The organism is Paraflavitalea sp., assembly GCF_059502485.1.
Window position 1 is genome coordinate 176087 of sequence record NZ_JCACET010000009.1, and the last position, 22343, is coordinate 198429.

The following is a 22343-nucleotide window of genomic DNA, read 5'->3' on the forward strand; positions in this document are numbered from 1 at the left end:
TTTGAAGTCATAGCTAAGATATAGTAAAAGAAATAACAAACAAAATTAATTTAACGCACCCCGGAAAGAAACGAAAAAGCCCGGATAGAAATCCGGGCTCGGTTTAACTTAAGAAACCTATGGCTAAAATAACGGAGCGACAAAAGAAGGTATTGACCTTTTCAACTTATTAACCTCTCAACTTATCAACTCTCCCAAAATCCTCCCGCACATGGCTACACATGCAGGAGGCGGTCTTTACAGGACATTGGTTACAGCATCCACTACACTTCCTGATTCGGTTCAGTCACGGCCTGGCTCACAGCTCCCGCCACACCAGCGGCAACTGCTAAATAACCTGCAACTTTTACAACGATCGCCGGCAAAGCGATCGGGGTGGTAAGCACTGCGCCGCTCACAGCTGCCAGTATCAGACTCCAGTTACGCAACTTCGCAAAGAAGGGTGGAGTAGGACTGCTCATTCTTTCCTGTATACTCATAAAAGATCAAAATTTTAAAGTTAGAAAATGGATTATACGCCAGGTCATCGGAAAAGCAGTAGGACAAACCCGGGTTTTATCCATCCCGCCTTTCCGCCTTCCCGGCAATCGTCCCGATGACTATCGGGGCCGAACTCTTACTTCTTACCGCTGATTACTAAACAACCGGCAACGGAGTTCCTGCTGAAACGAGGCCCCGGCAAAGCCTTCCACTAAGACAGCAGGAAGCGTCCTGAGTGGCTGGTGGCTGGCGTTCACCAAAACCCCTTGAGGTCAGGGAAGAACGTTTGCCGGGGTGAGAGCGAGGTAGCAGTGTACTGCCGTTGCCGGAGCTGCTGGTCATCGCGAAGAGAAGAGGGCCAGTTTTTTTTAACTGGCGCAAGTATGCAGCCTGGCCCTTAGTCTGGCGTACTTGTGCCCATATTGCCTAACTGCCTGCGGCCGCTACCGGCAATTGGCTCGTATGCACCACGCGCAGTGCAAGAGGGCCGCCGCCATACAGGAGAAGATATTGATCATTTACCTTCTTGTAAAACTCAACCCCCATCAATAAGATAATAGGCAAGTGCTGGTTCGGAGGAAGCTGCATGCGCAGCACCAGAGTTGCAGGCTTGCCCTGCATAAAGTATTCACTGGTTTGTATATCAGCATAATAACGTTCCACTTCAAAATCGAAGGCGCCACCGGCCACCACAAGCCGGCATTGACAGTCAGCCTGCGGCAGTCGTACAACGGTCTCCGGTAAAAAAGAAGGTAGCTTCAGGGTACATACACCGGTCACCCGGTTGATGTCCACTTCAAACGGAGCAAAGAACGTCTTGCCAAACTCTTTCTTTTTGTTGAACTCAAAGCCTTGTAGTATAGATAAACTGCCGGTATTGGCCGACTTCATGCCATACGGATGATGATCATCAGTTTGTATCACTTTCAGCATGGCAGAAGTGAGTCGGCCGGTTGCTTGTACATCGCCAATATTGAAAAGCAATCGGGCAAACGCAGTACGAATAAGTTTACCCGCTTTCGTGGCTTTGGAAAAATGAGCACGTGTACCATCAGCAATACTCATCTTTTTCTTTCCAGGTATTTTAGAAGAAGGCATAAAATAAAAGTTTAAGTGAATAAAAAATTAAGAGAGAGTTGGTCATGACTAACAGTGCAAAGCAAACGTACAACACACAAATAGGCGTTTCCAAATTTATTTAGCCGCGTTTGGGAATATTTGGAATTTTAGGAATTTTAGTTACTAAAATTCCTAAAATTCCCAAAAATCCAAATCTCAGAAAGAAAAATTTGGAAACCCCTTCCTCATTATACTACGTTTGATGCGTGCTGTTAAAAAAGTGACCGAATAGAAGAAGACAAGCAATTAGAACGAGGAAAAAGAAAAAGATGGTACGGGGATAGTCCATGGATGGTCCATAGATAGTCCATAGATCGACCATAGATAGTCCATACTAATAGCACAAAAGCCAAAAACAAGGTCTTTTGCAAAAAACGGCAGGGAAGCTGGCGCGCCTGCCACAAAGCAAAACGCCATGTATATATGTTGCACCGCGGGCAACACAGTTAACCACAATTCACAAACAAAAAAACAAAGTATGCCTAAACAGATAAGTCCCATAGTAAAATTAAAAGGTAAGATAGACGACCTGAGCTTTTACAAAAGTCAGGACGGCTTCATGGCCCGTGCAAAAGGAGGCGTCTCTGGCGATCGTATATTAACCGATCCTAAATTCGATCAAACGCGTCGTGCCATGAGCGAGTTCGCCATTGGTGGCAAAGCAGGCAAGCTGTACCGTCAGGCCTGGAACAATGAACTGGCCAAAGCATCCGACAACAGGGTGGCCAGCCGTGTAACCCAAAGGATGGTCAGTGTCCTCAAGACCGATACAGTCAGCGATTTTGGTTTCCGGCGCGTGGAGAATGGTAACCTTAAACTACTCGAAGGGTTCGAGTTCAACAACAAAGTGCCATTCTCAGCTACGGTCAAAGTCCCATTCGTAGCTACGATCACCAGGGCCACCGGCGCGGTTTCAATTGACCTGGTGTCGCACATTCCAAAGCGCGACATTGCTGCGCCTGAAAATGCAACACACTATGTATTCTTTGCAGCTGCAGCCGTTGTCAACTTTGCTACCGGCGAATCAACCGTAGTACGGCAGGTTGCACCCGAGATTCTTTGGGATACTACGGCCTCCGATCCCGCTGCTATAGCATTGTCGTTGCCGGCCAATAGTCCGCTGCCCATATTCGTATTGCTCGGAGTCGAGTTCGTCACCCTCATCAATGGTAAGCAATATCCTGTCAGTAAAGGACTCAGCAGCCTTTCCGTACTGAGAGTAGACCAGCCACCAGTTGAGGAAATTTAGCAAAAACCAGGAAACCGGGCCTTGCCCGGTTTCTTTTCTCATTTTAAAAGAAACCCAACCTTTTTTGTCATTTCGAACGGAGCCATTCGCAACTACAAAATGTAAGTTGTAACGGCGAAGTGAGAAATCTGCTATCGAAGCAAAAGGCTTACAGGTCAAAATTCATAACCAAAAAATAAAGTATCATGCTACACAAAACCAAAAAATCACGCTCCACCATTCCAGGTTACACACTCATTCCAGATGGCGATCATTATAAGATTCGGAAAATCGGCAACTCCGGCGAAAGGGTTAAAAGCGATCCGGCTTATCACCTCACGCGCTTGAACAACGAAGCGTTTAAAAAAGCAGCAGGTCTTGGCAAACTCATACGAGCTTCTTTGTTATTCGGCACGAAAATTAAAAGCAAGCCCGCAACTTTAACGGCAGCCTTGCTGAAAGTATTGGCGACCAGTAACACAGCTTTACACGCACGCACCTTTGGCACAGCCAATTTTGAGTCGATGAATAACTTCAACCTCAATGACGAAGCCAACTGGAAGGATTGCATGAACCTGAATCCTGAAATAATTTACGTTCCGTACTACAGAAGAGTAACGGTTTTCTTGCCCGGCTTTATACCCTCCGAAATAAGTAAGGTGCCGGAAGGGGTTACCCATGTCCGGATTACGACCAATGTAATTTTTGTGAATTCCGCCGGCTGTACAATGGAATCACACAATGAACAAACAACTATTTTACCGTTAAAAGGAATGGCTGTCAGACCGTCAACATTAATTGCTAAATGCGAATCATTGGAAAAAGATGTTTGGCTGGTAGCGATGAGCGTAACCTGGTATCAGCCACAAAAAAATGCAACACAACTAACCGTTAGTAAAACACATGGGCCCTTGATCTTAGTCAAAATGGGAAGCGTTTAAGAGAATTTTATGAATGAAAAGTTGTTTTAATGTAAATTCTTTATTAATTTAGGTTTCGTGTGATTCCCCTAAGCCTCCATCCTTTTTAGTTGCACTGTAAAATACGCTTGCGAATTCCTGCTTTTCCCTGCACATGAAATTTTCATAAGTGATTCTAAGCTATGCGAAGCCGTCTTTGCATTGCATTGTTATATACTTATACGAAACCATCAATAAAAGAAAAAATATGCAAAATCCTTCTTGTATGATAGGAGGGTGGCCGCATGCCCCACCTTTCCATAATTGATTTGCTGGCACTGTAAGGTTTGTATTCCCTGGAAAATATCTAAGAACTACAAATACAAATCATTTACCTATGCCATCAAAATACCATTTTTATAAAATCTCCAACAACCATGTGCAGAAAATTTTGGGGCTTAATGTTAAACAATCCTCCTATAAGCTCAACAAAATTCGTGCTGCATATGGCAAAACGCCGGAAGATGATGTCAGGCTTTTTGAATTTTGCGATTATGAAAAGCTCGACATGCAGGTTGTATGCCAAATGTTAGGTTGGAAGGAGGATTAGAGTACTTAGCAATTACACCCTCATTCAACAGCTACGATCATGAAAGGTCAAAACTTATTTATATAGGAAGTCAAAAACGCAATGATATTTCCTTTTATAAAGAAGTTACTGTTGAATGTGACAAAATTAAAAGGCCCGGGTGATCCCGGGCCTTTTGTTTATTAATACGTTTCAGATAATCTCACTACAGATTTCTGCAACACCTCACAACTTCGAAAAACTTACATACTGAACAAACCGCGGCAACTCAGAATGATTGGCACTCGCCGCATGCGGCAAAGTCTGCAACCAGCAAACGACATCACCTTTCTTTCCAGGCACAGGTGTACCGGTATAAGTATGTTGCACCATTTGCAGCGCATCGTGCGGATCAGGGTACGCTTGTAGCCATTCTTCGAATTGATGATGAAAACCCGGCACCACCGTCAAAGGCCCTCTGTTCTCGGGAACATCATCGAGGTAAACCAGCCCCTGGATATAGTAGCGGTCAGTTTTATTAAAGTCAATATCCCAGTGAAGGATATTATGCCTGAACTTCCAGGAGTCGGTTTCCGGCGGATTAAAACTCACCTTTTCTGTATTGGCAATAAGATGAGAAGTACCATATAACGCAGCAAACAGCTGTTGAATGCCAGGAAGCGATTTGATAGCATGGATACTTTCATGTTGATACAGCTGCAGCATGAGCCCATGCCAATCAGGATGACTGTTGTACCAGGTGGCCGGCACCTGTAGGTCGGCGCCTAATTGAGTACAGATAAGCCGGCAAACAGCATCACACAATCCTTCATCCACAAGACCACTCACCCGGACATACCCTTCCTGCTGCCAGAACAACCATTGCTCCTCACTGAGCATATTATCTTTTACGCTGACAGTTGTAACAACACCTGCCTTTTGTTTCGTCCACTCCTCAAAAGCGGAGGCCGCTGCCCGCACATGCTGCGTTCCTTTAAGCTCGATTATCCAATCCTTCAAATGAGAAATACTGGAGCATTGGCCATATAAGAATTGATACGTTTCAAACTTACCCAAACCATAAAACCCCATCCAGATGTCTTCCACAGCCACGAAATCGGTAAACGCCGCAGGAGCTTCACCAGCCTTAATACGCTGGTGATGTTCATAAAACACCGGCAGGAAGGAACAATGGATCATGGCAAGACAGTTTATTCAACCCAAATCCGCTTAAACACCTTCACCACCTTCTCCGCAATGATTTCACTCCCCTTATCCGATGGATGCAGCCCATCATAAGTAACATTGATCGCCGCAGGCGGATAAGGATATTCATCATTCTTCGGATCGAAGGGGATGTCGATGAATTTGGGATACTTGTAATTTACATATTCCCCAGTACTGGGATTCTTTAACCGCTTGAAGTTCACCATATGCTTCAGGCCAAGCCGCTTGTCGTGATAAAGATCGATGACCGGTATGTTTTCAAGCTTTCCGATAGCAACTACAGCCTCGGCAAATGCCTCCAGCGACTGCCCGTTTTTATCTTTATATGAACCGTATGCATTATTACTCGCATTCTGCAAATACACAAAATCACCACGCTGCATAGGCGCTATAAGTACAATCTTCGCTTCAGGATTTAGCCCACGGATCTTATTGACGATGATCCGGAAAGAACCAAATACAGAATTGGCACCCGTATTATTCTTGTAATCATCGATACTCCCGACAGGCCGGCCGCCCCACCAGTCGTTCGTGCCTAAAAACACGGAATACACATCCGCTTTTACCAGCCCGATACTTTCGATCTTGTTGGCAATATCGCTCGACTTCCACCCGTTATGCCCTTGGTTGATGTAACGTACATTAGGCAGCTCAGCCACCACGCGGCTCAAATAACCTTTGGCAACACGATTCCCCGTTTCATTCGGATGATCATTCAGATAAGTGATCGAATCACCAATAGCTACCCAAACCGTTTCCTTTTCCCTGAAAGAAGAAAACAGCAATATACCAATGACAACAAACAGGTACTTTTTCATATGATTCTTGTGCGTTACAAACGTTTTACTTCTTTACACCAAGATGCTGATCAAACCATTTCACAAACGCCTCCTCATCTTTCTCCATACCCTCCCAGCCATGACCCGCGCCGGACTTCACCGACAGCTCAACAGGCACCTTAGCAGCTTTCAGCTTTTCCTGTATCCATTGCGATTGCTGCAGAGGCACCTGCGGGTCCTTATCACCATGCATAATATAAGTAGGCGCATCATCAGCCGTCACCAACTGAGCAGGCGAAACAGCCTTCACGATTTCCAGTAGTTTAGTTTTGTCGGTAATGAGCGTGTACACCCTTTTATCTTTATCCCATTCCTTGAACTGAAAAGCACCCAATACCCGGGCCTGCTGCAACAAGGCAGCCTGGCCCGACAAATCGAACCCAACCTGCCCATAATTCAGGAAATCGGTGGGCGGACAAAACACGGCCACAGCCTGCACTTTGGAAGATACCCTTTCCATCGGGTCCTTTGCCTGCGGATCGCGGATATCATCAGCCATGCCCACCATCAATGCCAGATGACCACCCGAAGAGGTGCCGGTGACACCGATACGAAGCGAATCGATACCATACACAGAGGCTTTATGCCGCACAAACTGAACAGCCCTCTTGATATCGAGCACGGCATCATCGATGGCGTACTTGGGCGCTGCACCATGCATAACAATGAACACGGTATAGCCCTTATTAATAAATGGTAGCGCTCTGTCCACAAAGCTGGGCAGCCAGTTGGGCGAAGAACCCCAGGCCCCACTGTTAAGGCTGATGATCCCTTTGCCGTTGGCCTTGGCAGGCGTCAGCACGGTCATCATCAGCGCCATACCATCTTTACGGTCATAAACGATTTCCTGTTGAGAGTAGGTCTTGTCCTGGGCTATGGCCACAATGGACAGGAAGAAGGAAAAAAGTAAGGTTGTGCAGATTAACTTCATAATTACAATAAAGTAACTACAAAATATCGTCTTTACTACGGTACCTTGAAAAAAACACTAACTTGAGAGAAATCAACGGAAAACGATTCTATGAGAAAATTGATCTACGCCATCAACGTCACCATCGACGGTTGCTGCGACCACACCAAAGGAATAGCCAATGAAGAAATACACGATTTCTTTACAGACCTCATGCGGCAGTCTGGCACGCTCCTGTACGGGCGTAAAACCTACGACCTGATGGTGCCCTTTTGGCCCGATATGGCAAAGAACAAGTCCGGCACCACAAAAGCAATGAACGATTTTGCCCAGGCATTCGATGCCGTCGACAAGATCGTGGTCGTCTCGAGAACATTAGAAAAAGCCGAAGGAAAGAACACGGAGATCATTCGCACCAACCTCAAAGAAGAAGTACTCAAACTCAAACAACAGCCCGGCAAAGACATTTCAACCGGCGGCGTAGACCTGGCTGGCCAATTGATAGAACTTGATCTCGTAGATGAATTCATTATCGTTGTTCAGCCCGTCTTGGTAGGAGAGGGAAGGCGCCTGTTCGATCACACGATCCTGCCAGAAAAATTACACCTGAAATTGATTGACACAAAAATATTCAAGACAGGAGGCGTGGCCCTTCGTTACGCTAAGCAATAACGGAAAAGCTACCCGCTCATCTAACGCAGCTTCGAATTAAGCAACTCGAGCGTTAGCATACCCTGCTCATCCAGCGTGAAGCACGTAATAGAAGAGTTTTGCTGCACCAGCTGGCGGTAATTCTTCAAAGGCATGCCCAGCTTATGCGCCATATACAAACGGTTGATGCCATTATGTGCCACCACCATGATATTCCCGGAAGAATAAGCTTGTTGCAAAGAAGTAAAGAAGTCATCCACCCGTGCTACAATTTCAGCCCCCGTTTCTCCGGTGCCACCGGCACGGTGCGTAGCCGGATCATGCATCCAGTCATTCCACAGCGACGCATTCTCCGAAATAAACTCCTCCTTCGTTTTGGCTTCCCAGCCACCGAAGTCCACCTCGATCAATCGCTCATCTTTCACAGCCTCTTTTCCCGAAGCGAGGCACGCCGTGATAAACGCACGTTGCAACGGAGAAGAATACACCCCCGCAAACTCGATACCTTCCAGTTGACGCTTCACTTCCTCCGCCTGACTAACCCCTTTGTCGGTGAGCGGAATATCGGTACGCCCGCAATAGCGGTTATTATCAGCATTCCAAGGCGTTTGCCCATGTCGGAGTAAAAAAATAGTCAGCATGTTCAGTCTAATATTTTTCTTGCTTTCAATTCCTTAATAAAAAGCTGGTATTTCAGTTCATAAGCATTGACCAAAGGAGCAAATGGCTCCAGTACAAGCTCTGGCGTCGTCATGTCAGCCACAGCTTCAGACAAAGATGCATAAAAACAACGGGAGGCAGCCAGTATAGCCGCACCGGCTGCGCCTGACACATTTTGCAATCGGCATATAGGCACATTAAGCACACAACTCCTGATGCGCAGCCACGTATCACTATTACTGCCGCCACCGGCAGAAAACACCTGCGCTATCTTCTCACCACTCAATAAAGATATTCTTTCGTAAGCATAGCGCTCTATAAAAGCAACCCCTTCCATGCAAGCAGTAAATTGCTCTACAGCATCTCCGGTAGGCCAAAACCCAACAGCCTGCGGTGCCACAAAAGGAAAACGCTCCCCCTGTTGCAGCAACGGCCAGGCGAGAGCAATAGCGGGCAACCGGCCCGCAGCTTGTTCACTCAATGCTTGCAGGTCTTCGCCAGCAAACAGTTTGCTCACCCAATCGGCGCCGGTATTGCTGGCGCCGCCCGGCATCCAGTAACCAGCCGGATGACGGTGATTATAAACAGCACCCGAAGGATCAGTGATAGCCTGCGTGGTCACACCCTTGATCACCAGCGTAGTGCCAATAGTGGTATTCCACTGGCCCGGACTTACCGCACCCGATGCCACCTGTGAGGCACAGCCATCAGTCATGCCCGTTGTTACAATGATCCCCGCAGGCAGGCCCCATTGTGCAGCAAGGGCAGGTTGCAGCATACCCAAAGGCTCGCCCGATGGTTTCACTTCCTGCAACCACTCACGACGGATGCCGATCTGCTCAGTAATATAAGCAGGCCATTGATAATGATGAATATCATAACCCGACTTCATGGCGTTGGTGTAATCAGTCACACCATACTCACCACTCAACCGGCCCGTTATAAAATCGGAAGCATGAATAAATTTATACAGTTGCGCAGCCTTATCCGGATACTGATCGAGAAACCAGCGCATCTTCGGCAGGCCACTGGAAGCATTGAAAGCAGTATAACCTTCTTTGATACACTGCCCGGCCATTTGCTTGCAAAAGGCCGCCTGCTTGGCCGACCGTGGATCACTGTACATGATAGCAGGATGCATCGGATGAAAGTCTCGCCCCAGCGGAATGATGGTGCCGGAAGTAGAGGTAACAGCCACCGACTTGATAGCATCCAATGAGATCTTGCCCTTTACTTCCTGTACCAATGCCGGGATCAATCGGCTACAAGCTTCCCACCACAGCTCCGGCGACTGCTCTTCGCGTAACGTATCACTTAAAGGAAATACTTCTTCTTGTACGCCCACCTGCAAGCCAAAATTCGACAATAGCACCACCCTCGCACCCTGCGTACCAATATCGATCCCAATAAAAAATGCTTCACTCATTACTTAATATACTGATAGTAGGACAACCCCGTTCAGCTAACAGCCCTGAACTGCTCCCTGGTTGCCTTCCATTGTTCATAAAATGTTTTATACGTATTGGCGCCCTCGCTGGTGGCAACGGCACTTTCCAACACACCCGCTTCTCTTTCAACAGCAATCCCAAGCGCTTCATTACAAAGCATGGCGGCGCCAACAACGGAAGCCTGCTCAAACCCATGCCTAACCCGCACTTCATTACCCGTAACGGCAGCAATAAGTTGTCGCAACGTCTTGCTCTGCAAGCCGCCGCCACAAGCCCAGATATACCCGGCATCATGGCCCGACACCTCGGCCAGCACTTTATAATTCTCCGCAATAGAAAAAGCAATATCCATCAGCGTGGCCCAAACAAAACTGCTACGCCTGAGCTCATGAGAAACAGGCACAGGAAAAATAAAACCACCACGTATCACAGGTTTGGTTTCCCCGGCAACCAGAGATCCCAGAGAAGCCACACAATGATGATGCGCATTCTCCGCCAGCTCCCGCTCGATCACATCATAACCCTCATTGGGATAAAACACTTCTTTAAGCCGCTGATAGTTCAACCCGGTCACACCGGCATTCGCTTCAAATACAAACCGGCCCTCCGCAATATCCCGGCTTGTCCAGGTCCTTTCCTGTACATCAGTAATATAGTCGCCCTCCAGCTTCACCACAGGCGTGGTAGTGCCGGAAACGATCACCACATCACCAACCGAAGGACGGGTACTTTTAATAGCCATCTGCGTATCACCACCACCGGTAATAACCACGGCATCGGCGCTAATCCCCAATGACGCCGCAACAGCAGGCTGCACGGTTCCGGCTACGCTGCCCGACTGTGAAAGCGCCGGCAACAGCTTCGGCGAAATATCGAACAAAGCACAAAGCTCCGCACTCCAGTCACCCGCAGCCACATCATACAACAACGTTTCAGATGCCTGCGAATGTTCATACAGCGCAACACCACTCAGTTCCCACGCAGCCCAGTCACTGATGCTAAGAAAGAACGAAAGCCCATTCCACACATCATGTCGGCGTTCCCGTATACCCACCAGCTTATAAGCAGAAAACAAAGAAGTAGGGTAGCGGCCCGTCAGTTGATAGATCCTGCTTTTATCAGCATACTTGCCTTCCCACTCGCGGCCACGGTGATCGATATTCGGCAAACCAATAACAGCTTTACCCGATTCATCGATCAATACAATACCTTCCCGCTGGCTGGTAGTGGTGGCAGCTTTTATGTTTACAGCACCAGCCTGCTTCAACGCCTCGCCAGTCAGCTCCCGGAGCTGCGACCAAAGCTCATCCGGCTTGAAATAAATAGAATCGGGGTAAAGTTCATCACGATAATACCGGATATCAGCCCTTGCCACACCGAGTATAGTACCCGATGCATCTACAATAGCCGAACGAACATTTCCGGTACCAATATCGAGCACGAGATAAGCATCCTGTTGTTTCATGGGCAGCAATTTATCGTTGAATATTCGAAGACAATATTTCCTTATTCGCCAGCCGGTCTGCACTGTGATTACCATACACAAACCACTCCGTCAGCACCTCATTGAGAATACGCACATGATGATCCTCCACTTCATGCGTAGCCCCCGCAATATGCGGAGTAGGCAACACATTCGGCAGATCGATGATCTTATAATCCAGCTCATCCGGAGGCTCGTTGTCAAATACGTCGAGGATTGCCCCCTTAATGCTGTTCTGCGATAATACACTGTACAGATCATTTCTATTAACCACAACCGCCCTTGCCGTATTCACAAACAGCGCATCAGGTTTCATCAACCCAAACAAACGGCCATCGATCATCCCCTTCGTATCCGCCGTTACAGGCAAATGTACCGACACGATATCGCAGGTAGAAAAAAGTTCCTCCAGGCTCAATTGCTGATAAGCAGGGAAAGCAGCCGCCTCAACATACGGATCATAATAAGCAATATGGCAAGGGTAATTTTCCACCAGCCTGGCGATCAGCTGCCCAATAGCGCCAAAGCCTACCATACCGATTTTCTTTCCGGCCAGTTCATTCCCCTTAAACTCAAGGTATGAAGTATGTGCACCCACGTTCCAGTTGCGTCCCCGCAGCCAATCGATCGCAGGCAGCGTCTTACGCAGGAAAGTGATCACATTCGCAATGAACATCTCAGCCACCGCCTGCGCATTGCGAGCGGGCGTATAAAAAACAGGGATACCATGCTTGGAAGCAGTGGCCAGAGCCACGTTGGAAGGTGTGCCCCGGCAAACACCGATGAACTGCAGGTGAGCGTTGGCTTCGATCACTTTCTCTGTCACATGGTCGTGCTCTGTGATGAGCGCCTCCGCTTCCGTTTCATACAATAGAGCCATCAATTCATCTTCATTATAAGCACGCCCGTTTTCTTTCCACGGACGGTAAATGACTTCTCCGAGGTCTTGCTTCACATCAAACAAACCTTTTTCATGATAAGGAGCAGTTACTAATATGCGCATTTTTCTCATTGTAATAATTAACAGTTTTCTAAGCTAATCGAACTTAATGTTGTACTCGTTCCTGGCATCTTTTTTCCAGGCAAAAGGACGGGTAGTAGGAGATATGCCGAACAAAGGAGAGAAAGTTTTCACCTTCACCAATTTTCCATCCGCTGAAAACTCAAGGATACGCAGCCAGCCGTCACCACCATTACCATCACGGTGCCCGCCACCCATCGATTGCGAATCGAACAAGATCTGGTGAACAGTTTTACCCGCAACATTCTTATCCTTTCTGTAACCCTCACCAGAAATATGACCACACAGTACCATTTCGATATTGGAAGAAGGCTGTACCACCTTTTCCCATATCTGTTGACCATTATTAGCCTGCGGCAATTTGATCTTCGGCGATTTCTGGATCATATTATCCACATTGTAAGGCTCCCACAGCAGCCAGTCCACTTCACCGGTAATACGCGCATCTTTGGCATTCAGATAAGAGTGCGTAGACAGGATCACACGGTGGTTCTTGTACTGCGGCAACGCAGCCACGTTTTTAGCCCAGGCCAGCACGGTGTCCCTTGGGCCATACTCTACAGTGATAAACAGGTAATCCTTTCCATTCAACCCCTTCAGTTCATAAGCAGAATTCTCCAGCGTAGGTTGCCCTTGCTCATTCCGCGTATTTTGAACAAGGTATTTCTGGTTCAGGTGATTCCTTTCAGTAGTGAAGAACTGACTGTACTGAGAAGTACGGTTACCTTGCCGGTCGATACTGTAATCATGATTACCCGTGGCAGCCATATAAGGCACCTTGCCATCGAGTTTGCTGAAGGCCTTCGATACATAGTCCCACTGACTTTTCGAAGTTTGATCACCATCATAATCATTCGTGATCTTGCCATCATTTTCTACAAGATCACCAACACCCATCACCATCTTGATATTGAGCGTATCGATATTGTCCACGATCCACGCCATCATCAGGTCAACCAGCGGTTGGTTCCTTTGCCACTTCACGTAATTCTGAAGATCGGGCACCATGATCAGCGTCCAGCCACCCTTTTGCTCCAGAGCAGGCTTTTGATAATCCTTGTCCTGGGAAAAAACAACACCCGTTCCCAGCAACAACAATAAACAACCAAAAAATATCTTTTTCATTGATAATACATTTAGTCGATAACAAAATCAGTTTGTAGAAAGAAATGATCACTGGGATATTTCCCTTTGATAGCATCCTTGATAATAGAAGCATCAGTTGGTTTCGCTTTACCCCTGTACCAGATAAAATCGATCCTGCCTTTGGAACCCGCTTTATCATAATTGATCCCCTGGAATTCATGACCCGTATGCCCGGCTTCCTTTTCACCATGGATCGTTTCATAGCCATCTTTCCAGCCTCCTTTCCGCACAGACTCAAACACATTACTGTCATACCGGCTATTGAAATCTCCCGTAAGGATTTGTGTATAATCCGGTAGGTATTGCGCGCTTTCATCAATCACCATTTTTGCCTGTTGTACTTTTGCTTCGGCAGAAATATGGTCCAGGTGCAGGTTTACGATGCGTAATTCTTTACCGGTGCTTTTCTCTTTAAGGCGCACCCAGTTCGCATGCCTGGCCCGCGCCGTGTCCCACGATTTACTGCCCGCTACCAGCGGCGTTTCTGAAAGCCAGTACGTACCACCCGTCAGCAACTCATACCGGTCTTTCGAAAACAGTATCGGGTTCTTGGCAATACCATAATAACCCGTAGTATGCGGGTCCATCTCAGGACCATCAAAACCAAACAATTGATAAGAAGAGAAATATTTACGCAGATCATCAGCCTGCACTTTCAACACCTCCTGAAAACCAACGATATCAGGCTTCTTATCCTTAATGATCTTCAGACAAGTATCTTTCCGCGCACTCCAGCCCACCCCCTTAGCCTCATCCTCATCAAGTGCTACACGTATATTACAGCTGAGCACGCGATGCGAACCACTTTTATTAAATGTCGCATCTGTGTCCCTGCCAAAAGCTGGCAACACAGGCAGCAAAGCAGCCGCACCAATACTCTTTAAAAAATGTCTCCTGTTGGCACACATATGATCAGGTAGTTTAAAAATGATTTTATGATACGAGCGCTTCCCTGGCGATACGCAGGTAAGCACCCTTTTCAAGCAGCTCCCGTTGCAGCTCCTTCACATTGATATCCGCTGGTTGCACGCCTTGCCTTACAGCCATCTTCGCTGCACGTCCGGCCGCTTCACCCATGGCCATGCACGGAGCCATCACACGGATAGCAGACATAGCCTCGTGCGTAGTAGAGATACAACGACCTGCCACAATCAGATTCTTGATCTTTTGCGGGATCAACGACCGGTAGGGGATATCATAACAGTCACCACACCATTCCAGCGTACAACCGCCACCTTGAGGATGATGAATATCCAGCGGATAACTGGCCACGGCAATCGCATCATCAAAATGCTGGCAGGCCATGATGTCTTCGCGCGTCATGGTATAATGCCCTTGAATACGCCTCGTCTCCCTGATCCCAAGGAAAGGAGCAGTCTTTAAGAAATAAGCCTGCTCAAAACCCGGCACATAGTCGATGAGGTATTTTTGAATATCATGGATCTGGTGCCTGCCTTCAATCTCACCATGCGTAAGGCTGCCGGGATCGGTTCCGTTAACGCCATTGATCCGCGTCATGTTTACCCACACTTCACCCTTGCGCAAACCGGTAATAAGAATAGTACGTTCTGTGGTCAGCGTCAACCCGGCATCCTGTGCTTTCTTGATCAGGTTACGCATCCCCACCAATACGAACTGATTATTTTGACCAAAGTATTCGGCAGGAATAAAGTCAGTAAGATAAGTTCTCGGCTCTTCCGCCACGCTCGTACGCAACTTCTCTGTATCTACGCCGCCAAGGCAAAACATAAGCGTAGGAGGTTGAACACCGCCATCTTCATTACCATATTCACAAGGCACACCGGCACGCGCAGCCACATCGGCATCACCACTGCAGTCGATAACCGTTTTAGCCAGTATCACTTCACGCCCGGCTTTACTCTCGATGATCACACCCTTCAACGCATCATCCTCCACCACCACACCGGCACAAAAAGCGTAGAACAATACATTTACTTTACTTTCCACCAGCATTTCCAATGCTACTGTCTTCACGGCCTCCGGCTCCACCAACGTCAGGCTCATGTGCAAAGGACAGGGCCGGTGTTCACTCGAAGCCTGCACCGCTTTCAACCTGTCTATCAGCTTTTGCGGTAGCCCCTTGATGATCTGGTTTCCCTTTTGTCCCAGGAAACCAAGAATAGGAAGACCGATGGTCATATTGCCGCCTACAAAACTGCGGCTCTCTACCAGTGTCACCTTCAATCCATCTTCAGCTGCGGCCAGTGCAGCCATGATCCCCGAAGGACCTCCACCAATCACCAATACATCAGTTTCTTGTCTAACCGGGATCTCCCGGGCTGGCTCTGTGATCGTTTTCAGCATATTATTTTTCATTTACAGTTTACTATTCGATTCGATGGATGGCCTTTCCGGCTTCACCATCGTCCATAAGATCAACACCGCGAGCGGATGCAAGAACGCCATCGCGATGAATATTTTTTCCGCACCCAAAGTGCCGATAAACTGCCCAACAAAATAGTTGAACAGCACAGCACCCAATGCGCCAAAACCTCCGGCAATCCCCAGCACACTCGCCACATTCTTTACAGGAAAAGCCTCTGCCACTACCACACTGATCGTAAACAACCAGCTGAGACAGGCAATAGCCACAATGCTGAACACTGCCAGGGTGGCCCACGCGCCACCGAGATAAGGCGTCAGTGCACACAATGGCGCTAACAGCGCCACGCGCGTCAGCATCGTCTTTCTGGCTTTCAAAGGCGAATAACCTTGTCGCACCAGTTTGTCCGACCAGGCCGAAGTACCAATAGCGCCAAGGTCGGCAAACAAAAAAGGTATCCATCCAAACATGCCCACCTGCGCAAGCGTAAGCCCTGACTGTTCCTGCAAATAACCCGGCAGCCAGAACAGACAGAAGTACCACACAGGATCACTCACGAAGCGTATCAGCAATATGCCCCATAAGCTCCGCGTGCCCCACAATTGCCTCCACTCAAACGCAGTTGATTCACCAGTTGTTGAAGCAGTCGCCTCCTGCAGCACAGCCGCCGGAGGGTCTTTGTAAACGAGCTTCCACAACACAGCGATCAACAACCCGATGGCCCCCATGGTAATGAAAGCAGCCTGCCAGTTGTAGGTCAGCGTCAGCCATGCAATCACAGGAGGTGCAATGATGGCCCCGATAGAGCTGCCCGCCACACAAAGACTGTTTGCAGTAGCGCGCAGCTTACCGGGAAACCATACAGCTATAACTTTCAACTGAGCCGGGAAATTGGTAGGCTCCGCCGCACCCAGCAAGCCACGGAAGAAACCAAACTGACCGATGGTCCTGGATAAACCACCACCAATACAAGCCAGCGACCAGGTTATAATTCCGTAGAACATCACTTTGCGCGCACCAAACCTGTCCACCATCCATCCCGTCACAGGATACATCACGGCATAACAAACAGTAAAGATGTTCAGGATAGTTGCATAACCACCATCGTCCAGGCTGAACGATGCTTTGAGCACAGGCTTCAGTATCGACACGATCTGTCTGTCCACATAATTGAACACGATGGCCAGAAAAATAATGGCAACGATCCACCAGCGTCTGTTTGAAGGGCTAAGCAATACTTTCATTCCGTGAACTTAATGATCTTTACTACAACACAATTCCATTTTAATAACCAGGATTTTGCTCCAGCTTTTTGTTGGCATCCATCTCTGATTTCGGTACAGGCCAGTATTCATCCTTATTCACCTTATAAACCACCTCTTGCGTAGTGAAATACTTGATAGCCTCCGTACGATTATAGATCGGTGTATAACTCTCGTCAAATCCCGTCAGCACGTCCTTTGTCCACGCCTTCGCATCCCTGTTCAGGTAGATATAACCATTCATTACCTTGTTGGCAATGCCCCAGCGGCGCAGGTCATACCACCGTAAACCATCATTAGCCAGCTCCACTTTACGCTCATAGCGCAAAGCAGTCCTCAGTTGATCCTGCGTTAAGCCGGTAGGCAGGTTAGGCATCTGAGCACGCGTACGCACGCGGTTGATGGCATTATATACGGTATTGTCCAATTCATTCGCTTCTATCTTGGCCTCTGCATACAACAACAACAATTCAGCATAGCGGAAGATGCCTACATCGAGATCACTCACGCCACTTACAGAAGTAGAGTTGAAATCAACCAGGTCGATCGGTTTGCGCCAGAGATAACCACTGAAAGAACGGAAAGCATTCGTAGCATCGGCATTAGCGACAGAGGGAGCCGTAGTAGCCTGACCAGTGATCACAGGCCAGTAGTTTTTCACAGTCGTGAAACTGGTGGCTGGCTCAAACTGGTATCCTACGTACCGTGCATGTGGACGCGCGCAATACATATCGAGCCTTGGATCACGATTCTCAAAAGGCTTGGAAGCATCATATAGGGGAGAAGTAGTAATAGGCAAACCATCCTTGCACTGGAAAGTATTGATCAGGTCTTGCGTCGGTCCCCAGTAACAAACACCTTTACCCAAACGCGAAGCAGAATAATACTGCTGGTTGTGCGTATTGCCCGGCACCTGCATATTGTATTCAGCGATCCAGATCCATTCCTTACTCGTTTTAAAACCGGCATGGCCAAATATATTGCCCAGCTCAGGTTCTCCGGCAGTATGGTCCTTACCTACAAAACTGATGGTGCTGTTGAAAGGCGTAAGATCATGTTGACTGCCAGCCAGCGTAATAGCAGTATTGGCGGCAGTGGCAGCATCCTTATACTTTTTGGCATAAAGAGCAACCCTTGCTTTCAACATATAGGCAGCGATCCGTGATCCCCGCACATTCCCGAATTGCGCCTGCGACAGCGGCAGGTTGTCGGCAATAGCGGTCAGTTCATCGAGCAGGAATTGCTCGATCTCTGCCTTGGGCGTTCTGGGCACACTGGCATTGGCGAGGTCCACAGCATGCTTCAGCAAAGGAACAGCACCGTACAACTCGATCAGTTGAGAATAACAATAAGCACGGATGAAACGAAGCTCGGCATCCAGTTGCTTATAAGCAGCATCAGACATAGTGGGCTTCAGCTTTTCAAGATTGTCCAGCACGGTGTGACACTTGGCGATAGTCTGGTAATGTATCTGCCAGGGTTTATTCGTCAACGCATTATCAGTAGTGATAGCACTGGTGATCGGCGAGGTATAATTCGTACCCGGCCGGGCAAAACCAATGTCAGTGATATTATCCATTACATGCCAGATAGGAGTACTGGCAGCATCGACTTTGCTGATGTTCTGATAGGCGCCAAACAATCCCATTTCAGCCTCTTTGGCATTGGCAGGGAAAGCGCCTGTAGAAGGACCGTTCAGCGAAACAAGGTCTGGTTTGCACGAAGTCAAAGCCAGTATTGACCCAACTGCTATTGCAGCGATTGTATTGATAGAATGAATACGTTTCATGATTGTTAGAATTTAATATCGATACCAAAAGTGAATACCTTAACCTGAGGATAGTAATTACCGCCGCCCAATGACACACCATCAGCAGCACCGGCATCAAAGTTGATCTCAGGATCATACCCATCATAAAATTTGGTACGCGTGAAAAGATTCTGACCGTTCACATAGATAAATGCCTTTTGCAGGCCCACCTTCTTCAGGAAGATGGCAGGCACTTCATAACCCAATTGAATATTCTTCAACCGGAGATAAGAAGCACTTCTCATCCACAAAGTGGAGTTCTGTGTATTATTCGTAGAAGTAACAGATACCCGTGGCAACGCAGCATCCCTGTTATCAGGCGTCCAGTAATCCAGCTGCCAGGGCTTCACAGCGCTGGAGTTCGCAGCCGGGATCACATAATGCGCATTCAGGTAACCATCTACTTTACCTACTCCCTGCACAAAACCACTCAGGCGAAAACCCTTCCATCCCAGGTCCAGGTTACCTCCATAAGTATAGCGGGGAATAGTGCTGCCGATGATCACTTTGTCGGCATCGGTAATCTTTCCATCAGGAACTTGCTTACCATTTTCCTCCTTACCGGCAATGTCCTTGTAGCGAACGTCACCAGGCTTCAGCGTACCGATCTGCACCGGACCGGCATTGATCTCCTCCTGTGTTTGGTAAAGACCATCAGCGATGTAACCGTAAATAGAGTTGATAGAATAACCCTCCTGTTGACGCAACAGGTCACCGGAAGTCTGCCCCTTCATATCAACGATCCTGTTCTTCACATCAGACACATTGAAACCTACACCCAGCAGGAAATCACCCCACTTGTTATCATACCGCGCAGTCACTTCCCAACCCTTGTTGGTTACCACCGCAGCATTTTGATAAGGAGATGCCAAACCCGTAAGCTGTGAGGTATTCAACTTAAGCAGGATGCCATCCGTTCTCTTATCATAATAATCGAACGTTACAGAAAACTTGTTGAACAAATTCGCATCGAAGCCAATACCCTTCATCTCTGTTTCTTCCCAACGCAGGTTAGGATTGGAAAGCGTACTCTGCGTGATCGATTGGTAAACATTGCCACCCATCGAAACACTTCCCAGCGACAAAGCCTCAGCAAAAGGATAATAAGAAGAACCGATATTCTGGTTACCCAGCTTACCCCAGGAAGCACGCACCTTCAGCATATTCACCACAGGACTAAACTTGTCCCAGAAATCTTCTTTCGAAACAACCCAGCCGGCAGAGAAGGAGGGGAACGCCGCCCAGCGATTGTCGGCTATGAAACGGGAAGTACCATCATACCGCAGGTTGGCTTCAAACAGATACTTGCCTCGGAAATCATAATTGAACCTGCCGAAAGTAGACAACAATATCCACTGATTCTGCGTACCATTATTATCTTTAGTAGCATTGTCGGCACCGGCAGTCAGCTGCTCATAATTGGTATATACAAAATCCCTTCTGTAGCCAGACAACAACTTCTCATCATATGTTTCCCTGGAAGCGCCACCCATCAGACTGAAGTTGTGATCACCAAAGCTCTTTTGAGCAGTAGCCTGGAACTGATAAGTACCATAGAAATACCGCATCGCCGACTCGCTCAACTCAGTGAAGGTATTGGCCGCACCGGCTTCCGATCCATCCTTATAATAAGTCATCACGCTTTTCCGGAAAGTGTGCACATTGGCGGTCAGGTAGCGCGGAGCAAACATACCGGTCAGCGACAACCAGTCAACCGGCTTATAAGTCAGGTTAAGGTTGCCGTAAAACTCGAGGTTATTGACTTTACGGTTACCGCCATCCTGGATATAACCTACGGGGTTGATCTTTACCCAGCCGTCAGACCACTTATCGCCATAGCGGATAGGAATATTGGTAGGCATCCGTCCGAGGTAATTCCAGATAGTACCCTCATCAGCGATCTGCCGCCTGTCCCGGTTGGTCACAGCAACGTCGAACCGGATATTGATCTTTTTGCTGGGCGTGATGTCCAGGTTATTACGGAAGATATAACGCTTGAAGTTGGTATTCTTGATGATCCCTTCCTGGTCAGTAAAGCTCAAAGAAGGCGCTACACGAACGATACCGGTATTGGCAGCCAAAGAAATGAAATGATTTTGCTGCAGTCCGCTGCCAGTCAATATCGCATCCTGCCAATCGTAATTCTTCGGATTCGCTTCAAAGTCCTTCCTGAAATTCTCGATATCCTGGTCACTATAGATCTTGATACCATTATCATTCATGCTCGCATCGTTAAACACACGCATGTATGTTAACCCGTCTGTTACCTTAGGTATGGCAGTAGCTGATTGCTTGCCCACGAAACCTTTATAGTTCACAGACAATTTATCCTTTCCTCTTTTGGTAGTAACCAGTATCACACCGTTGGCCGCTCTTGAACCATAGATCGCAGAAGAAGCAGCGTCTTTCAATACAGAGATGGATTCTATGAGGTTTACATCCACGTCATCGATCGATCCGGCAACCCCATCGATGATCACCAGCGGGTTACTGCTGGACCCGCCGAACGAGTTGATACCCCTGATACGGATCAAACCGCCATCGCCACCGGGAGAACCCGTCTGCGAAGTAACCGTTACGCCCGCAGCAAGCCCTTGCAAAGCATTCGAAGTAGAAGTGTTGGGCCGTCTTTCAATTTGAGTGCTGTTGATCACGGAAACGGAACCCGTCAGGTTGCCCTTCTTTTGCGTACCATAACCTACCACCACCACTTCATTTAAACCAGCGGCATCCTTTTGAAGCGTTACATTGATAACAGTGTTGTCACCGATGGTCATTTCTTTTTCACCATAACCCACGATCGAAAAGATCAGCACATCGGTGGAGTTGGGCACAGTAAGCGCATAATCACCATCCGCATTACTGGTAGTACCCGATCCGGTTTTCCGCAAGCTCACACTCACCCCTTCAAGAGGCTTGTTGTTCTCGTCAGTTATTTTGCCGGTGATGCGCTTCGACTGCGCTGTGGCAGACACGGAGAAGAGAAATAGACATAACAGGCTGAGTAGCCAGCTACCGGTTAGTTGCCGGAAGTTCCTTTGCTGCCCGATGATGGCAAAGCAGGGAGTTTTTTTCATAACAGCTTAGTGTTTTTTGAATACATACTAATTTTTCCAAAGCCATTAACCCCTTTAATTTTGTTTCATTTTGTTAAAAAGAATTAATGTTTTGCAAAAGAATGATCTCTGGTTAAACAAAACATTACCCGTTTGTAAACAAATTATTATGAATTAAAAGCTTTGGAAAGA

19 protein-coding genes are annotated in these 22343 nt (G+C 47.7%); 4 read left to right on the forward strand and 15 right to left on the reverse strand.

Annotated elements, in window-relative coordinates:
• Window positions 1-263 precede the first annotated feature (263 nt).
• Window positions 264-479, reverse strand: coding sequence for a hypothetical protein (locus tag AC5JBY_RS16570; RefSeq protein ID WP_495905736.1), 216 nt, complete (start codon window positions 477-479; stop codon window positions 264-266).
• A gap of 427 nt (window positions 480-906) precedes the next feature.
• Window positions 907-1578, reverse strand: coding sequence for a hypothetical protein (locus AC5JBY_RS16575; RefSeq protein WP_495905737.1), 672 nt, complete (start codon window positions 1576-1578; stop codon window positions 907-909).
• A 499-nt stretch (window positions 1579-2077) separates the two neighbouring features.
• On the opposite strand from AC5JBY_RS16575, the gene AC5JBY_RS16580 reads away from it, so the two are divergent.
• From AC5JBY_RS16580 to AC5JBY_RS16590, 3 genes are all read left to right on the forward strand, one after another.
• Window positions 2078-2848, forward strand: coding sequence for a hypothetical protein (locus AC5JBY_RS16580; RefSeq protein WP_495905738.1), 771 nt, complete (start codon window positions 2078-2080; stop codon window positions 2846-2848).
• 185 nt (window positions 2849-3033) lie between these two features.
• A complete protein-coding gene (locus AC5JBY_RS16585) occupies window positions 3034-3768 on the forward strand; it encodes a hypothetical protein (protein WP_495905739.1) in 735 nt (244 codons plus the stop codon).
• Between the two features lie 355 nt (window positions 3769-4123).
• A complete protein-coding gene (locus tag AC5JBY_RS16590; protein WP_495905740.1) occupies window positions 4124-4336 on the forward strand; it encodes a hypothetical protein in 213 nt (70 codons plus the stop codon).
• A 204-nt stretch (window positions 4337-4540) separates the two neighbouring features.
• Here AC5JBY_RS16590 and AC5JBY_RS16595 read toward each other — a convergent pair whose 3' ends face one another.
• The 3 genes from AC5JBY_RS16595 to AC5JBY_RS16605 are packed head-to-tail and all read right to left on the reverse strand — an operon-like array spanning window position 4541 to window position 7291.
• Window positions 4541-5494, reverse strand: coding sequence for a phytanoyl-CoA dioxygenase family protein (locus AC5JBY_RS16595; RefSeq protein WP_495905741.1), 954 nt, complete (start codon window positions 5492-5494; stop codon window positions 4541-4543).
• Window positions 5495-5505: 11 nt separating this feature from the next.
• Window positions 5506-6339, reverse strand: coding sequence for an SGNH/GDSL hydrolase family protein (locus AC5JBY_RS16600; protein ID WP_495905742.1), 834 nt, complete (start codon window positions 6337-6339; stop codon window positions 5506-5508).
• A gap of 25 nt (window positions 6340-6364) precedes the next feature.
• Window positions 6365-7291, reverse strand: a complete 927-nt coding sequence (locus AC5JBY_RS16605) for an alpha/beta hydrolase fold domain-containing protein (RefSeq protein WP_495905743.1) — start codon at window positions 7289-7291, stop codon at window positions 6365-6367.
• A 90-nt stretch (window positions 7292-7381) separates the two neighbouring features.
• Here AC5JBY_RS16605 and AC5JBY_RS16610 point away from each other — a divergent pair, with 90 nt between their 5' ends.
• The gene (locus tag AC5JBY_RS16610) at window positions 7382-7942 is read left to right on the forward strand and encodes a dihydrofolate reductase family protein (RefSeq protein ID WP_495905744.1); all 561 of its coding nucleotides are present in this window, start codon (window positions 7382-7384) and stop codon (window positions 7940-7942) included.
• Window positions 7943-7962: 20 nt separating this feature from the next.
• On the opposite strand, the gene AC5JBY_RS16615 is transcribed toward AC5JBY_RS16610, so the two are convergent.
• The 10 genes from AC5JBY_RS16615 to AC5JBY_RS16660 are packed head-to-tail and all read right to left on the reverse strand — an operon-like array spanning window position 7963 to window position 22172.
• Window positions 7963-8562 (reverse strand): histidine phosphatase family protein, encoded by a 600-nt coding sequence (locus tag AC5JBY_RS16615; RefSeq protein WP_495905745.1) that lies wholly within the window; start codon window positions 8560-8562, stop codon window positions 7963-7965.
• A 2-nt stretch (window positions 8563-8564) separates the two neighbouring features.
• Entirely contained in the window at window positions 8565-10007 is a 1443-nt protein-coding gene (locus AC5JBY_RS16620) for an FGGY-family carbohydrate kinase (protein ID WP_495905746.1), read from the reverse strand.
• Between the two features lie 32 nt (window positions 10008-10039).
• On the reverse strand, window positions 10040-11494 hold the full coding sequence (locus tag AC5JBY_RS16625; RefSeq protein ID WP_495905747.1) for an FGGY-family carbohydrate kinase: 1455 nt from the start codon (window positions 11492-11494) through the stop codon (window positions 10040-10042).
• 10 nt (window positions 11495-11504) lie between these two features.
• On the reverse strand, window positions 11505-12515 hold the full coding sequence (locus AC5JBY_RS16630) for a 2-hydroxyacid dehydrogenase (protein WP_495905748.1): 1011 nt from the start codon (window positions 12513-12515) through the stop codon (window positions 11505-11507).
• A gap of 33 nt (window positions 12516-12548) precedes the next feature.
• Window positions 12549-13658, reverse strand: coding sequence for a metallophosphoesterase family protein (locus AC5JBY_RS16635; protein WP_495905749.1), 1110 nt, complete (start codon window positions 13656-13658; stop codon window positions 12549-12551).
• An 11-nt stretch (window positions 13659-13669) separates the two neighbouring features.
• The gene (locus AC5JBY_RS16640; RefSeq protein ID WP_495905750.1) at window positions 13670-14587 is read right to left on the reverse strand and encodes an endonuclease/exonuclease/phosphatase family protein; all 918 of its coding nucleotides are present in this window, start codon (window positions 14585-14587) and stop codon (window positions 13670-13672) included.
• Window positions 14588-14612: 25 nt separating this feature from the next.
• Window positions 14613-16004, reverse strand: a complete 1392-nt coding sequence (locus AC5JBY_RS16645; protein ID WP_495905751.1) for an FAD-dependent oxidoreductase — start codon at window positions 16002-16004, stop codon at window positions 14613-14615.
• A gap of 12 nt (window positions 16005-16016) precedes the next feature.
• Window positions 16017-17267: an MFS transporter gene (locus tag AC5JBY_RS16650; RefSeq protein WP_495905752.1), complete on the reverse strand. Its 1251-nt coding sequence runs from the start codon at window positions 17265-17267 to the stop codon at window positions 16017-16019.
• Between the two features lie 40 nt (window positions 17268-17307).
• Window positions 17308-19074: a RagB/SusD family nutrient uptake outer membrane protein gene (locus tag AC5JBY_RS16655; RefSeq protein WP_495905753.1), complete on the reverse strand. Its 1767-nt coding sequence runs from the start codon at window positions 19072-19074 to the stop codon at window positions 17308-17310.
• 5 nt (window positions 19075-19079) lie between these two features.
• Window positions 19080-22172 (reverse strand): SusC/RagA family TonB-linked outer membrane protein, encoded by a 3093-nt coding sequence (locus AC5JBY_RS16660; RefSeq protein WP_495905754.1) that lies wholly within the window; start codon window positions 22170-22172, stop codon window positions 19080-19082.
• Window positions 22173-22343: the final 171 nt, after the last annotated feature.